The organism is Enterobacter sp. E12 (assembly GCF_014596715.2).
In the GTDB taxonomy this organism is placed as follows: domain Bacteria; phylum Pseudomonadota; class Gammaproteobacteria; order Enterobacterales; family Enterobacteriaceae; genus Enterobacter; species Enterobacter bugandensis.
Map to the genome: position 1 here is coordinate 2148680 of NZ_CP115601.1, position 15719 is coordinate 2164398.

Annotated in this window: 13 protein-coding genes; 5 read left to right on the plus strand and 8 right to left on the minus strand. The window is 55.6% G+C overall.

Going from position 1 to position 15719, the window contains the following annotated elements; genetic code table 11:
* The first annotated feature begins 175 nt into the window (after window positions 1–175).
* Both IB212_RS10275 and oqxB read left to right on the plus strand, forming a co-directional pair.
* Window positions 176–1351: an efflux RND transporter periplasmic adaptor subunit gene (locus IB212_RS10275; RefSeq protein WP_028012991.1), complete on the plus strand. Its 1176-nt coding sequence runs from the start codon at window positions 176–178 to the stop codon at window positions 1349–1351.
* 24 nt (window positions 1352–1375) lie between these two features.
* The gene (oqxB, locus tag IB212_RS10280) at window positions 1376–4528 is read left to right on the plus strand and encodes a multidrug efflux RND transporter permease subunit OqxB (protein WP_041910228.1); all 3153 of its coding nucleotides are present in this window, start codon (window positions 1376–1378) and stop codon (window positions 4526–4528) included.
* A gap of 59 nt (window positions 4529–4587) precedes the next feature.
* On the opposite strand, the gene IB212_RS10285 is transcribed toward oqxB, so the two are convergent.
* From IB212_RS10285 to IB212_RS10295, 3 genes are all read right to left on the minus strand, one after another.
* Window positions 4588–5067, minus strand: a complete 480-nt coding sequence (locus tag IB212_RS10285) for an Rrf2 family transcriptional regulator (protein ID WP_028012993.1) — start codon at window positions 5065–5067, stop codon at window positions 4588–4590.
* A gap of 137 nt (window positions 5068–5204) precedes the next feature.
* Window positions 5205–6593 carry a HAMP domain-containing sensor histidine kinase gene (locus IB212_RS10290; protein ID WP_188245651.1) on the minus strand — a complete coding sequence of 463 codons (1389 nt, stop codon included), beginning with the start codon at window positions 6591–6593 and terminating at the stop codon, window positions 5205–5207.
* The gene (locus IB212_RS10295) at window positions 6593–7270 is read right to left on the minus strand and encodes a response regulator (RefSeq protein WP_028012995.1); all 678 of its coding nucleotides are present in this window, start codon (window positions 7268–7270) and stop codon (window positions 6593–6595) included. Before IB212_RS10295 ends, IB212_RS10290 begins: the two co-directional genes overlap by 1 nt.
* Window positions 7271–7473: 203 nt before the next feature.
* Here IB212_RS10295 and IB212_RS10300 point away from each other — a divergent pair, with 203 nt between their 5' ends.
* Together IB212_RS10300 and IB212_RS10305 are read left to right on the plus strand one after the other, a co-directional pair.
* Window positions 7474–8310 carry a MipA/OmpV family protein gene (locus IB212_RS10300; RefSeq protein WP_188245650.1) on the plus strand — a complete coding sequence of 279 codons (837 nt, stop codon included), beginning with the start codon at window positions 7474–7476 and terminating at the stop codon, window positions 8308–8310.
* Window positions 8311–8543: 233 nt separating this feature from the next.
* Entirely contained in the window at window positions 8544–10274 is a 1731-nt protein-coding gene (locus IB212_RS10305; protein WP_041910226.1) for a SulP family inorganic anion transporter, read from the plus strand.
* A gap of 35 nt (window positions 10275–10309) precedes the next feature.
* On the opposite strand, the gene dmsD is transcribed toward IB212_RS10305, so the two are convergent.
* From dmsD to IB212_RS10320, 3 genes are all read right to left on the minus strand, one after another.
* Window positions 10310–10924: a Tat proofreading chaperone DmsD gene (gene dmsD / locus IB212_RS10310; RefSeq protein WP_041910225.1), complete on the minus strand. Its 615-nt coding sequence runs from the start codon at window positions 10922–10924 to the stop codon at window positions 10310–10312.
* 92 nt (window positions 10925–11016) lie between these two features.
* Window positions 11017–13455 carry a selenate/tellurate reductase subunit YnfE gene (gene ynfE, locus IB212_RS10315; RefSeq protein WP_041910223.1) on the minus strand — a complete coding sequence of 813 codons (2439 nt, stop codon included), beginning with the start codon at window positions 13453–13455 and terminating at the stop codon, window positions 11017–11019.
* Between the two features lie 131 nt (window positions 13456–13586).
* Window positions 13587–13880 carry a DUF1161 domain-containing protein gene (locus IB212_RS10320; protein ID WP_028013000.1) on the minus strand — a complete coding sequence of 98 codons (294 nt, stop codon included), beginning with the start codon at window positions 13878–13880 and terminating at the stop codon, window positions 13587–13589.
* Between the two features lie 69 nt (window positions 13881–13949).
* Between IB212_RS10320 and IB212_RS10325 the strand changes: the two genes are divergently transcribed.
* Window positions 13950–14696 (plus strand): YnfC family lipoprotein, encoded by a 747-nt coding sequence (locus IB212_RS10325; protein WP_032644870.1) that lies wholly within the window; start codon window positions 13950–13952, stop codon window positions 14694–14696.
* 17 nt (window positions 14697–14713) lie between these two features.
* On the opposite strand, the gene speG is transcribed toward IB212_RS10325, so the two are convergent.
* Window positions 14714–15274 (minus strand): spermidine N1-acetyltransferase, encoded by a 561-nt coding sequence (gene speG, locus IB212_RS10330; protein WP_041910220.1) that lies wholly within the window; start codon window positions 15272–15274, stop codon window positions 14714–14716.
* Entirely contained in the window at window positions 15274–15612 is a 339-nt protein-coding gene (locus IB212_RS10335; protein ID WP_041910218.1) for a DUF1283 family protein, read from the minus strand. Before IB212_RS10335 ends, speG begins: the two co-directional genes overlap by 1 nt.
* Window positions 15613–15719 lie beyond the last annotated feature (107 nt).

A 15719-nucleotide genomic window follows, 5' to 3' on the forward strand; every position in this document is an offset into this window, starting at 1 on the left:
ATTCTTGCACTTAGTTAGGCGCATTCCTACAATCGCCGCGATAGTGTATTCGAAACTGTTACAGTTTTGTGGCGATGAACGACACAAATGGCCTTAAGCCAGCCCGGACAAAGGAAGTGGCGCGGCACCTCCCGCTGCGTCTTGCCCGGCGGCTACAATTACCGGAATAAAAATAATGAGCCTGCAAAAAACCTGGGGAAACTATCATCTGAATGCGCTGGGAGCGATGATGCTCTCCGTGCTGCTCGTCGGATGTGATGACAGCGTCGCGCAAAACGCCGCGCCGCCCGCGCCCGCCGTTAATGCTGCAGACGTGGTTGTGAAATCCATTAGCCAGTGGGATAGCTTTAACGGCCGGATTGAAGCCGTGGAAAGCGTGCAGCTTCGTCCCCGTGTCTCTGGCTACATCGACAAAGTGAATTTCACCGACGGCCAGGAGGTGAAAAAGGGCGAGGTGCTGTTCACGATTGATGACCGAACCTATCGCGCCGCGCTGGAGCAGGCGCAGGCGACGCTGGAGAGAGCCAAAACGCAGGCCAGCCTGGCGCGAAGCGAGGCTAACCGTACCGATAAACTCATCAATACCAACCTGGTATCCCGTGAAGAGTGGGAGCAGCGCCGTTCGGCCGCCATTCAGGCACAGGCCGATATTCGCGCGGCCCAGGCTGCGGTAGACGCCGCGCAGCTGAATCTCGACTTCACCAAAGTGACGGCTCCTATTGATGGCCGCGCCAGCCGGGCGTTAATCACCAGCGGTAATCTGGTCTCCGCGGGCGACAGCGCCAGCGTGCTCACCACCCTGGTCTCGCAGAAGACGGTTTACGTCTACTTTGACGTGGATGAGTCAACCTATCTTCACTATCAAAATCTCGCCCGCAACGGGCAGGGGGCGTCCAGCCACCATACGGCGCTACCGGTTGAGATCGGCCTTGCCGGCGAGGAGGGCTACCCCCATCAGGGTAAAGTGGATTTCCTTGATAATCAGCTCACGCCGAGTACCGGTACGATCCGCATGCGCGCGCTGCTGGATAACGCGCAGCGTCAGTTCACGCCGGGACTCTTTGCCCGCGTGCGCCTGCCGGGCAGCGCGGAATTCCAGGCCATGCTTATTGACGACAAAGCGGTACTGACTGACCAGGATCGCAAGTATGTCTATATCGTGGATAAAGAGGGCAAAGCGCAGCGTCGCGATATTACGCCGGGGCGTCTGGCCGACGGTTTACGCATCGTGCAGCAGGGGCTGAAACCTGGCGATAAGGTCATCGTTGACGGTCTACAGAAAGTGTTCATGCCGGGTATGCCGGTGAACGCGAAAACCGTCGCCATGACCGCCAGCACCGCCCTCAACTGATCACTTGACCTGAGAATCCTTCCCATGGACTTTTCCCGCTTTTTCATCGACAGGCCGATTTTCGCTGCCGTACTGTCGATTCTGATTTTTATCACAGGATTAATCGCCATCCCGCTTCTGCCGGTGAGTGAATATCCTGACGTCGTACCGCCAAGCGTACAGGTGCGTGCGGAGTATCCGGGCGCCAACCCGAAAGTGATTGCCGAGACCGTGGCGACGCCGCTGGAAGAGGCGATCAACGGCGTCGAGAACATGATGTACATGAAATCCGTTGCCGGCTCGGACGGCGTGCTGGTTACTACCGTCACGTTCCGTCCGGGTACCGATCCGGATCAGGCGCAGGTGCAGGTGCAAAACCGCGTAGCGCAGGCCGAGGCGCGTCTGCCGGAAGACGTGCGGCGCCTGGGCATCACGACGCAGAAGCAGTCGCCAACGCTGACGCTGGTGGTGCATCTGTTCTCGCCCAGCGGTAAGTACGATTCACTGTACATGCGCAACTACGCCACGCTGAAGGTGAAGGACGAGCTGGCGCGTCTGCCCGGCGTCGGCCAGATTCAGATTTTCGGCTCCGGTGAATACGCGATGCGCATCTGGCTGGATCCGAACAAGGTCGCGGCCCGCGGGCTGACCGCCTCGGACGTGGTCACGGCAATGCAGGAGCAGAACGTGCAGGTCTCCGCCGGGCAGCTTGGCGCCGAGCCGCTGCCGAAAGAGAGCGATTTCCTGATCTCCATTAACGCCCAGGGGCGTCTGCATACCGAAGAAGAGTTTGGCAACATTGTCCTGAAAACGTCGGAGGACGGTTCGGTCGTCCGCCTGCGTGACGTGGCGCGTATCGAGATGGGTTCCGGAAGCTATGCGCTGCGTTCCCAGCTTAACAATAAAGACGCGGTCGGGATTGGTATCTTCCAGTCACCGGGGGCAAACGCCATTGATTTGTCTAACGCGGTGCGCGCCAAAATGGACGAGCTGTCCACCCGTTTCCCGGAAGATATGAAGTGGGCGGCACCTTACGATCCGACAGTTTTCGTGCGCGACTCCATCCGTGCGGTGGTGCAAACCCTGCTGGAAGCGGTGGTGCTGGTTGTACTGGTGGTGATCCTGTTCCTGCAAACCTGGCGCGCGTCGATCATTCCGCTGATCGCGGTGCCGGTGTCGGTGGTGGGGACGTTCAGCATTCTCTATCTGCTGGGCTTTTCGCTTAACACCCTGAGTTTATTCGGGCTGGTGCTGGCGATTGGTATCGTGGTGGACGATGCCATCGTGGTGGTGGAAAACGTCGAGCGAAACATTGAAGAGGGGCTTGCGCCGCTTGCGGCGGCGCATCAGGCGATGCGTGAAGTTTCCGGGCCCATTATCGCAATTGCGCTGGTGCTGTGCGCGGTGTTCGTGCCGATGGCGTTCCTCTCCGGCGTAACCGGTCAGTTCTACAAGCAGTTTGCGGTGACGATAGCGATTTCCACGGTGATCTCCGCCATCAACTCGCTAACGCTCTCTCCGGCGCTGGCCGCGCTGCTGTTAAAACCGCACGGCGCGCCGAAAGACTTCCCGACCCGGCTTATCGATCGCCTGTTCGGCTGGATTTTCCGTCCGTTTAACCGCTTTTTCCATCGTAGCTCTAACGGCTATCAGGGGCTGGTGGGCAAAACGCTTGGCCGACGCGGCGCGGTGTTTGTGGTGTATCTGCTGCTGCTGTGTGCCGCGGGCGTCATGTTTAAAGCGGTACCCGGCGGGTTTATTCCGACACAGGATAAGCTCTACCTGATTGGCGGCGTGAAGATGCCGGAAGGTTCGTCGCTGGCGCGCACCGACGCGGTGATCCGCAAAATGAGCGAAATCGGCATGAATACCGAAGGCGTGGACTACGCGGTGGCTTTCCCGGGGCTGAACGCGCTGCAGTTTACCAACACGCCGAATACCGGGACGGTGTTTTTTGGCCTGAAGCCGTTTGACCAGCGCAAGCACTCTGCGGCGGAAATTAACGCGGAGATCAACGCGAAAATCGCGCAAATCCAGCAGGGCTTTGGTTTCTCCATACTGCCGCCGCCGATTCTGGGGCTGGGTCAGGGGTCAGGCTACTCGCTGTATATTCAGGATCGCGCAGGTCTGGGCTATGGCGCGCTGCAAAACGCGGTGAACACCATGTCCGGTGCGATTATGCAGACGCCGGGAATGCACTTCCCGATCTCAACCTATCAGGCTAACGTTCCGCAGCTGGACGTGCAGGTTGACCGCGATAAGGCGAAAGCGCAGGGCGTGTCGCTGACCGATCTGTTCGGTACGCTGCAAACCTATCTGGGCTCGTCGTACGTGAACGACTTCAACCAGTTCGGGCGCACCTGGCGCGTGATGGCGCAGGCAGACGGGCAGTTCCGCGACAGCGTGGAAGATATTGCGAATTTACGCACCCGGAATAGCCAGGGCGAAATGGTGCCAATTGGCAGTATGGTGAAAATCACGACCACCTACGGACCGGATCCGGTGATCCGCTACAATGGCTACCCGGCGGCGGATCTGATTGGCGATGCCGACCCGCGCGTACTCTCGTCCGCGCAGGCGATGACGCAGCTGGACGCGATGTCTAAGCAGATCCTGCCGAACGGAATGAACATTGAATGGACGGATCTGAGCTTCCAGCAGGCCACGCAGGGCAATACGGCGCTGATCGTCTTCCCGGTCGCGGTACTGCTGGCGTTCCTGGTGCTGGCGGCGCTGTATGAAAGCTGGACGCTGCCGCTGGCGGTGATCCTCATCGTTCCGATGACCATGCTTTCCGCGCTGTTTGGCGTCTGGCTGACCGGGGGCGATAACAACGTCTTCGTGCAGGTGGGGCTGGTGGTGCTGATGGGGCTGGCCTGTAAAAACGCGATTCTTATCGTGGAGTTTGCCCGCGAGCTGGAAATTCAGGGGAAAGGCATCATGGAAGCAGCGCTGGAAGCGTGCCGCCTGCGTTTACGTCCGATTGTGATGACATCCATCGCCTTTATCGCCGGGACCATTCCGCTGATCCTCGGCCACGGCGCGGGCGCAGAAGTGCGCGGCGTCACCGGGATTACGGTCTTCTCCGGGATGCTGGGCGTGACGCTGTTTGGTCTGTTCCTGACGCCGGTCTTTTACGTGACGCTGCGTAAGTTCGTGACGCGCGGCAAAGTGGAAAGAGAGGTTCTGCCTGCGTAGGGATATCGCAGATAACAAAAAACCGCACTCACTATGAGGGCGGTTTTTTTTTGCGTAAATTACTGGGCTTTTTTGTACTGGGCAATCAGTTCAGGTAAAGGATCGCACCCGCTGGTATCGGCTTTTTTGACCTCGTCCAGCGCGCTTGCCACGGTGTGGCGCGCTAATACCGCGAGCGAGGCCTGCTCTGCTTCTTCGGAAATAGATTTGAAGTACCAGCAGGCGTTCGCGCTGACCACGCAGCGGGCCGGCACGTCCGGGCGCGACGCCCAGAGTTTTTTATCTTCGGTGACTGAAAGGTAGATATCGCGCAGGGTAATCTCTTCCGGCGGACGTCCAAGATGAATTGAGCCGTTGCGGCCAAGCGTTGAGACGATAATGCCGTCACGCGTGAGTGGAACCATCAATTTGCGGATAAAGCTCGGGTTGGCTTCCAGGCCGTAGGCCAGAATCGCACTCGTCGAACGTTCACCTAGTTGCTCCGCCATCGCTACGCTGAGAACCATCTGCAAAGCTGTCGGGAAGCGGTAATCTAACATTTCTCTTTCCTGGGTTGCGGTGAATCTTGTTCTTTTTGGCACCGCAGAGGTGAATAAGCAATAAACAACAATATAACAAATACGGTAATTTTTTTGAAGCAATCTGCGGCATTTGCGATCAAACACCCTGTTCCGGTTTAGCTATACGTGCGGCTCGGGAAGTCAACCGTCACCAGGAGGCCACCTTCTGCGGAAGTACTCAGGTTTACGCTGCTGCCGTGCTGCTGTGCAACGGCTTTGACAATGGCAAGCCCCAGTCCGCTCCCGCTTTGCAGCTGATTGGGATCGCGGAAAAACCGGTCGAATACGCGCTCGCGCAATTCAACCGGGATACCCGGCCCCCGATCGGAGACGCGTAGCTGGGCTGATGTATCTGCTGAGCATACCTCCACCTGAATCCGCCCGCCCTCAGGACTGTACTTCACGGCGTTTTCAATGAGATTGTCTATAAGCGACATCAGACGCTCCCTGACGCCAGCGATCCAGATTTCATCCTCAGCGAAGAATTCCAGCTCAATCTTGCGCCCGGACGCTAGCGGCTCCAGCGCAGCCATCCGCTCTTGTATAAGCGAGGTTAGCGGCACGGGCTCCATCGCGGTGTCAATGCGCGCTTCACTGTGCATCATCAGCAGCAGCTGGTTGACGAGACGGGCCGCCCGGCTATTGCTGCGCACAATCCCTGCAAGCAGCTGCCGCTGGCTCTCGCTGCTCACCCAGGACTGCAGCGCCTCCACGTTGATGCGCATCGCGGCCAGCGGCGTGCGCAGCTCGTGCGCGGCGTCCGCAATGAAAACCCGTTCGCGTTCAGCGCTTTCCCGCACTCTGGCAAGAAAGTCATTTATCGCGTCCACCATCTGGCGAAGTTCCTTATGCCCGGGAACAGCCTTTAAAGGGGAGAGATCGTCAGGCGAACGTAATGAGATCTCATTAACCACCTTGCTCCAGGGGCGCATCGCAATGCGGATTGACAGCCACGCAGGAAACAGAAGAAAAGGAATACATACCAGCAGCGGCATAATGTAGTAGCCCCGCGAGTTCAGGTAAATAAAGAAGTTCCAGCTTCCGGCAGGGGTGAAAAGGGTTACCTCCACGTTGGAGTGGGGGGATTTAAGCGTGCGGCTCGTCCAGGCGTGACCTTCACTCTGAACGCGCTGCATTTCGCCCAGTCTGGTGTTTTTTACCCCCGTAGGTGCACCATCAGAAGAGAAAATAACCTCGTTGTTTTTGCGAACGATTAGGTTAATCGACAGCTCCGGATCTTCACCGCCGCCATAGCCTTCCCGCAACGCTTTGCTGAATGCTTCCAGGACATCATTACGAGCCTGCGGGCGCTCGTCACTGAGATCAACCAGAGTAAAAATGGTTTCGTAAGTCTTACTTCCCGTGAGTATCGGAGGGCTACGCAGGTCTTCCAATAAAATAAAGGTTAAAAAAAGACACCACAGCAGGGTAAGCAGCAGCATCTGGGCGATGATAATTCGCCGTACCAGCGTTGGGCGCCTCAGTTGGTGCCAGACATTTCGCATTAATCTGTCACCTTCTGGATAGCGACGGTATCAATGACATACCCGACGCCCCGCACCGTTCGTACATAGCCGTCACCAATTTTTCGCCGCAAATTCCCCATATGCACGTCGAGCGCATTGCTGAGATTTTCCTTCGCGCCAAATATCCTCTCTTCCAGGAACCGCCGCGTGATCACCCGGTCAGCGCGCAGCATCAACGTTTCAAGCAGCGCATATTCACTGGCCGTCAACTCAACGTGACGCGCGTTCACCGTTACGCGACGCGTCGGGATATGAAGCGATAAGCTCCTGATTTCTATCGCTTCATTTTCAAAACCGTAGCTGCGTCGCGCAAGGGCTCTGACTCGCGCCAGCAGTTCGGCGAGAACGAAGGGTTTGACAAGATAGTCGTCTGCGCCAGCATCCAGCCCGCACAGGCGATCCTGCAGGGTGCCTCGCGCCGTCAGGATAATGACGGGGATCCCCTTAAGCTGCTGGCGCAAACGCGTCATCAGGCTCATGCCGTCGCCGTCGGGCAGCCCCAGGTCGAGCAGAATAAGTTCCGGCACGCCGACCTCAAGCTGATGCAGCGCATCCTCTTTACGGCGAACCCATATGACATCAAATCCTTGATCTGAAAGGGCGATACGTACGCCATTGCCGAGATCCAGGTCGTCTTCGATTAGTAAGATTTTCACATTGGTAACTGTATCAACAGTGAATGAAGAACAACTTAAGAAAAAAACGGTAGCAGGAAATCCGTCCGGTTGACAGCGCCCGCACGCGCTTCAGCGTTTCTTCATTTTCGGCTCATAAGAACCTCAGGGTGAGTATTCAGAATGAGTGCTCTGGCGTGTAAACCGCTTGCATTGCAATCATTTGAATCCAAAGGACTTCTTCAATGAGTAACATCGAACTGCGTCATTCTTTCCCCTATTTACTTCCGAGCCGCAGACTTAAAAACATCGTGCCGGGCGTTATTCTGGCGTTACTGGCTACCCCGGTACTGGCGGCAGAGCAGAAACAGGGCAATGTCTTAACCCTGGGGGGAGGCGTGGACGTCGCGCCACGCTACTCGGGTTCGGATAAAAGCCGGGTCTCGGCATCTCAGGTAGTAGATTATTCCATGGCAAATGGTTTCTTTATCAGCACCACGCGGGGTATCGGTTACGGAAACAACATTGGCAACCTGGATTACAACGCCGCAGTGAGCTACCGAACAGGCCGTAAAGATAAAGACGTGAGCAGTGATTCGATCAGCTCCGGCAGCGACTACCTGCGGGGGATGGGCGATATCAAAGGTTCCGCTATCGTGGTGCCGGGGCTGGGGTATAAGGTGACCGACTGGCTCAATCTTCAGCTGCAGGCTGAGATCCCGGTTTCTGAGAGAGACAACGGTGAGGCGGTGCATTTCGGCATTTCCAGCCCGCTCTACACATCGTCGAAAAATGCGGTGACGCTGGGGCTGACGGGCAGCTGGGGTTCCGGCAAGTACATGCAAACGTACCATGGGGTTAATGCTGCCCAGTCCGCCGCATCGGGGTTTGCCCGACATGACGCCGGAGCGGGAATTTACGCCTGGTCGATGAACCTTGACTGGACCTACAGGCTCACCTCGCGCTGGAGCGTTCTCACCTCCGCGGGCGTAACGCAGCTGACGGGGGATGCGGGTGATAGCCCGATAGTGCAACGTAAAACGTCGCCAACGGGAAGCCTGAAGGTGACGTACAGTTTCTGATTGCGGGTTGCTTATAGATATGAGCGCGCAATAGCGACGAATTTGAGCCGCCCCGGAAAGATGATGGGGCGGTAGTTTTTAAATGATGTTTAACAGTAGTCAGAATAATGAGTTGACTGACGTTTTATTAAGAACTGAGAGGCATCGACCTGACTCCGGAGCATTTGGAAACCATAACCTCACTGAGAAGTGTGCCAATATTACGTGGCTATCATCCCTGTCCGGAGAATAAAGTGCTCGGAAAATTATTGTTAAAGTACATGCCAGGGTTACAAAATTTATTAGCCTACGATAAAAGCTGGCTAAAACATGATGTTAAAGCTGGATTATCCGTCGCGGCTGTAGCGCTACCCGTTGCTATTGCTTATGCTGAATTGGCGGGTGTTGGGGCAATAGTGGGGCTCTATTCCTGCGTTTTACCGATGATAGCTTATGCACTGTTTGGTTCTTCACGTCAGCTTATTGTTGGCCCTGATGCAACGACCTGCGCCGTGATTGCAGCCGTCGTGTTTCCTCTTTCTGCAGGCAATCCTGAACTGCACTGGCAACTGACGATCGTCATGACGTTGATGATGGGCGGGTGGTGCCTGCTTGCCAGTAAATTCCATCTGGGTGCACTTGCCGATCTCCTGTCTCATCCCATTCTTACAGGGTTGCTTAATGGCGTAGCCGTGACGATTATTGTCGGGCAATTAGGCAAGGTTTTGGGGATCAAGCTCGATGAAGCGCAGGTTATTGAGAAAATACTGGCCTTGCCAGGCCGACTTTTAGATAGCCATGTATTAACAATAGGGATATCACTTTTAACGTTAATTATTTTAATGGTTATCAAAACGTATCGCAGCAACTGGCCAGCACCTCTGATTGCCATTGTGATAACAACGATACTGGTATGGGGAACATCTGCGCAACAGTATGGTATTGCCACGATTGGGGGGGATGGCTTCCAGCCTGGTTTACCCGTCGTTAACTGGGGTGCGTTCCAGCCCGGTCCGATGCGAGAATTAGTGATCCCGGCGCTTAACCTGGCTTTAGTGAGTTTTGTCAGTCTGATGCTGACCGCTCGCAGTTTCGCCGCGAAAAATGGCTATGAAATTAATGCTGATGCAGAGTTCCGGGCACTGGGTATTGCGAACATTATGTCTGGGCTATCTCAGGGATGTGCCATCAGTGGAGCCGATTCCCGGACCGCGGTTAATGATTCCGTTGGGGGGAAAAGTCAGCTGGTTTCCATAGTCGCAGCCTTACTGATAGGTTTAGTGGTGGTATTTTTCACGCAGCCATTACAATTTATTCCGGTATCTGCATTAGGTATTGTTCTAATGTATGCATCGTGGTCATTAATTGATTTACGTGGGTTATGGAACCTGAGGCGAAGAAATAAACAGGCATTTCGCCTGGCCTTCTTTACGTTTGGCTGTGTTTTAATCATCGGTGTAATCCAGGGGATCGGCCTTGCGGTGTTGCTTGGCCTGTTACAGTTCCTGCGTACGGTATTTCGTCCCTCTGAGCACTTACTGGGGACTGACGAAAATGGAATGATCCACTCATTAGGGAATACAACCGATATTAAAATGGTCCCGGGCGTGCTGATGTATCGATTTAACTCACCGTTGACCTATTTTAATGTGGCTTATTTTAAGCGTCGGGTATTGAACCTGGTTGATGGTGCAGCATTACAACCTAAATGGGTGGTTATTGATGCCGTGGCTTGCTTCACCTATTCAGATATCAGTGTCCTGGCAACCATTAATGAGTTAAAGCGTGACCTGAAAGCCCGACAGATTATCTTAATCCTTGCGGGCAGGAAAACGGAATTAACACGTTGGTTTAAAGAAAGTCGGCCAACAATGAATGATGATGACATGATTCTGGCGCCAGATCTCTATTTGGCACTCCGGTTCATTCAAAGCAAAGAGAGTGTGAGTGAATCAGGTGGTGATGCACAACCAAACCCTGGTTAAAGGCTTGCTCGCCACCCGCGAGCAAGCCATATCCCTTAGCGGTACAGCGTCTTTTCCGCAACCGGAACAACCAACGCCGATCGCCAGTCCGCCAGCGTCAGCTGCGCAAGCCTGCCGAGCGCGATATAGAACGGATGCCCGGCGTTGTCGACAAACACCGACAGAAAGCGGGTGCTCCACGGCAGCAGATGCCACGCCAGAAGCCGATCGCACTCCGACTCGCGGCCATTCTCGGCCAGCCATGCCGCCAGCAGCAGCAGGGTGCCGAAATGATCTTCCGGTTCATTTTGCTGCATCTGAAACGCGATATTGTTTTCCCGCATCCACTGGCGCAGCGCGAGGGTCGAATCGCCAAACAGCACGGATTCACGGTCCAGCCAGACGGAACCCCACGGCGGAGCGGGCAGGGCATAAGGACCAATAAACAGCCGTTGCCAGGCATCCGTCAGCGGCTCAACGGAAGATGAGGCAAAGGTTTCGGCAACGGGCAGCAGCGTTTCCGGCGGCAGGGGCCAGTCCTCTATCCATTCGCCAGCGGTAAGTGCCTGCACCAGCGGGGCTGTCTGCTCGCTGTCAGGCGCGAAGTAAAACAGCGCGCCCAGTACGCGGGCGCTGAACGCGAACGAGTCACGGTGTGAGACGTCTTTCATTAAACCTTCCTTGCTCGCGCGGTTATGTCCGCGCGACGTGATTAACCATTAATACAGACCAAAGCATAAACCAGGGTCATAGAATTCACCCCTTACACCTTCTCAATCTGCACCAGATTGGTGTGCTGCGGGTTGCCTTTTGCCAGCGGTGACGGGCGGTGCGTGGTCAGGGTGTTGATACACGAGCCGTGGTCGATACGATCGTCATTCATATTGGCATCGTGCCAGGCTCCCTGGCCCATGGCGCTTACGCCTGGCATGATGCGCGGCGTGACTTTCGCTTCTATTCTCACCTCACCGCGATCGTTAAAGACGCGCACCGTATCGCCGTTTTTAATGCCACGTTTCGCGGCATCAACGGGATTCAGCCAGACCTCCTGGCGGCAGGCCGCTTGCAGCACGTCGACGTTACCGTAGCTCGAGTGGGTGCGGGCTTTAAAATGGAAGCCAAACAGCTGCAGCGGGAACTGCGCGCGCTCGGGCGCATCCCAGCCGTCAAAGGTGGATGCGTAGACGGGCAGCGGGCTGATGGTCTCATCTTTTGCCAGCTCCCAGGTCGCCGCAATATCCGCCAGCTTGCTGGAATAAATTTCAATCTTGCCTGAGGGCGTTTTCAGCGGGTTGGCTTCCGGGTTCTCGCGGAATTTTTTATAGGCCACAAAGTGTCCGTTCGGATCTTTGCGCTTATAGATGCCCATTTTTTTCAGCTCGTCATAGGACGGCAGCGTGGGATCTTTTGCGAGCATTTTGGCATACAGATACTGCAGCCACTCTTCCTGCGTTCGCCCTTCGGTAAATTTCTGATGGATATCCGGTCCGAGGCGTTTCGCCACTTCGCTCATGATCCAGTAGATAGGCTTGCGCTCAAACTTCGGCGCGGTCACGGGCTGGAGAAAAATCAGGTAACCCATGTTCCCGGCGTAATCGTTAGGGATAATGTCTTCCTGCTCGACGGTCATTAAATCTGGCAGCAGGATATCGGCGTATTTCGCCGATGAGGTCATAAAGTTGTCGATCACCACGATGGTTTCGCACTTACTTTCGTCCTGCAGAATATCGTGGGTTTTATTGATATCGGAGTGCTGGTTAATAATGGTGTTGCCCGCATAGTTCCAGATGAACTTAATCGGTACGTCCAGCTTATCTTTACCGCGTACCCCGTCGCGCAGAGCGGTCATTTCCGGGCCACGGGCGATGGCGTCCGTCCAGCTGAAGCAGGAAATTTGCGTTTTGACCGGGTTTTCCGGCAGCGGCATACGTTCGATAGTGATGGTGTAGGTCGATTCACGGGCGCCACTGTTGCCGCCGTTGATCCCCACGTTGCCGGTCAGAATCGGCAGCATCGCGATGGCGCGGGAGGTCAGTTCACCGTTCGCCTGACGCTGTGGTCCCCAGCCCTGGCAGATATAGGCCGGCTTCGCGGATCCAATCTCGCGGGCCAGTTTAATGATGCGGTCTGCAGGAATGCCGGTGATGCGCGAGGCCCACTCCGGCGTTTTCGCCGTGTTGTCCTCACCCTGGCCGAGAATGTACGCTTTATAGTGACCATTCGCGGGGGCACCTTCCGGCAGCGTTTTTTCGTCGTAGCCAACGCAGTATTTGTCCAGGAACGGCTGGTCAACCAGGTTTTCGTCGATCAATACCCAGGCAATCCCCGCCACCAGGGCGGCATCGGTACCCGGACGGATCGGGATCCACTCGTCTTCGCGTCCGGCTGCCGTATCGGTGTAGCGCGGGTCGATGACAATCATACGTGCGTTAGAACGCTCGCGGGCCTGCTCCAGATAGTAAGTAATCCCGCCGCCGCTCATGCGCGTTTCCGCCGGGTTATTGCCGAACATCACCACCAGTTTGGTATTTTCGATATCCGAGGTGCTGTTGCCGTCGTTGCTGCCGTAGGTATAAGGCATCGCGCAGGCGATTTGCGCCGTGCTGTAGGTGCCGTAGTGGCTCAGGAAACCGCCGTAGCAATTCATCAGGCGCGCCACCAGCGAAGCGTAAGGGGAGGAGCGGGTGATATTGCCGCCGACAATCCCGGAGGAGTAATTAATATACACCGCTTCGTTGCCGTACTTGCTGACCACGTCTTTCAGGCTGGTGGTGATGGCGTTCAGCGCTTCGTCCCAGCTGATGCGCTCGAACTTGCCTTCACCCCGCTTACCCACGCGTTTCATCGGGTAGTTCAGACGGTCAGGGTGGTTGATGCGGCGGCGAATGGAGCGCCCGCGCAGGCAGGCCCGCACCTGGTGATTGCCGTAGATATCCTCACCGGTGTTATCCGTTTCGACCCAGTGCACTTCGTCATCGCGGACGTGCAGACGCAGCGCACAGCGGCTGCCGCAGTTGACCGAACAGGCGCCCCAGACCACTTTATCTTCTGCCGGTTTCATTGCATTTTGTACCGCGGCTGCGGCGCTTTTCAGTCCAAAAGGCAACGAAATTCCGCCAGCGGCAAGCGCCAGAGAACCTATCGCCGTAGATTTCACGAGTGTTCGACGGCTAATCCCGCCGTGATGTTCGATATCGGACATGGCTCACCCCACCATTGTGATTACATATTATTTTTCCCGAAACGATAACCGGGCTAATGATGGGGTGAGTGTTACTTATTTGGAGGTATTAAATATTAATCCTTGTCAAATCAAAGGGGATTGACGGTGATTTACTGAGGTTCAGCCGGCGCATTATCCTGATTGCCGGACGCCGCCCCGCTGCCCGTACGGGTGTACAAAATTTTAAAGGTGTCGTTGGCACAGTGGCCCACCACCTGAGCGTCCGGCTGGTCAGCCTGATCGTTCGGCACAATGTTCAGCGTAAAACCTGACTCCGGCACGCCGTTGTTGATGATCTTCTGCTGAATGTCGCTTTTCACGCGCTCGCAGGAGTCCGGTGCCGCCAGCGCGGCCGTTGAGGCACTCATTAACAGCAGGGCGGTAATCCAGGGTAACCGTTTCATCTGTAGCTCCTTTTCTCTGTGTAGAGATTAATTTTAGCAGGCTTCGTGTAAACAACTGTATTTGCTAATATGATTGGGAATAATCTCTCTGTATTGGTAAAGAATGTGAAGAAATATGCAGCGATAACGCTCCTGGCAGCTACTCTCGCAGGGTGTGATAACAACTCCGCGCCGCTGTCGTTTACGCCCGAGATGGCGAGTTTTTCGAACGAATTTGATTTCGACCCTCTTCGCGGCCCGGTCAAGGATTTTACCCAGACGCTGTTCAACGAGAAGGGTGAAGTGTCCAAACGGGTCACCGGCACCGTGTCGGCGGAAGGGTGTTTCGATACGCTGGAGCTGCACGACCTGGAGGCTAACACGGGCGTAGCGCTGGTGCTGGATGCCAACTACTACATCGATGCAGAAACCCAGCAGCGTAAGGTGAAGCTGCAGGGCAAATGCCAGCTGGCCGAACTGCCGTCAGCCGGGGTGACGTGGGATACCGACGACAACGGCTTCGTGGTGGCCGCACATGGTAAAGAGATGGAGGTGAAGTACCGCTACGATGCGGATGGCTACCCGCTGGGCAAAACCACCGTCTCCGGGGATCAGCATTTATCGGTACAGTCGACGCCGTCTAAGGATCTGCGCAAAAGAATGGATTACTCGGCCGTGAGCCTGTTAAACGATAAGCCGCTGGGCAACGTGACGCAGAGCTGCGACTACGATCGCCACAATAATCCGGTGAGCTGCGATCTGACGATCACGGACGACAGCGTCAAACCCGCCGTTGAGCGTAAGTACACCATCAAAAACACGATTGAGTATTACTGAGAATGAAACCGCGCAGGCTACTGCGCGGTAGGTTTCAGCAGGCTGGCGCCTGACGGCTTGTGACCGGCCAGATGCTGATGCTGGAAAATGCACATGCGGATGGTATTGCGGTATTCACCGTTGATAAAGAACTCATGAATCAGCTCGCCTTCTACCATAAAGCCCAGCTTGCGGTAGATATGGATCGCTTTTTCGTTCTCTTTATCCACGATCAGATAAAGCTTGTAGAGATTCAGGACGTTGAATCCGTAATCCATCGCCAGCTTCGCCGCCCGGGAGGCCAGGCCTTTCCCCTGGTGCTCCGGCGAAATAATGATCTGGAACTCCGCCCGGCGGTGAACGTGGTTGATCTCAACCAGCTCCACCAGCCCGGCTTTGTCGCCTTCACACTCCACCACAAAACGACGTTCGCTCTGATCGTGAATGTGCTTGTCGTAAAGATCCGACAACTCGACAAAGGCCTCGTACGGCTCTTCGAACCAGTAGCGCATCACGCTGGCGTTATTGTCAAGCTGGTGGACAAAGCGCAGGTCTTCACGCTCCAGCGGCCGGAGTTTTACGTCACAGGGCGCCGACATTATGGGGCTACCGTACGACCAGTGCGGCGATCCAGGCAGCGCAGGGTGTTCGGCTCCCAGTAGGCATTGACGTTCGCACTTTGCTGACACTTATCGCGTGCGTCAAAGGCGACGTCTTCTTTGTCCCACTCTTTTTCAGCACGTTTGTTGACCTTCTGACGAAGGCTGCGGGTGTCATTCCATTGTTCTTTGTCCATCGCGGCGTTCTGGCGGCTTTGCGCGCTGTCACCAGACTCAATAATGAGCTTGCTGGTTTCCGCTGTCGCAGAGGCGGCAAAGACGAACGATGACAGCGCCAGCAGGGCTGTCAGACAAAGGCGTTTGCTTAATGTAGTCATAGCGTTTCCTTTTAAATGGGTGCAGATGAGCAAGTTTCCCCGTTCAGATTCTACACCAAAGAGCAATAACGGCATACCCGCGGAGCAAGTATGGAAAAGTAAAGGGC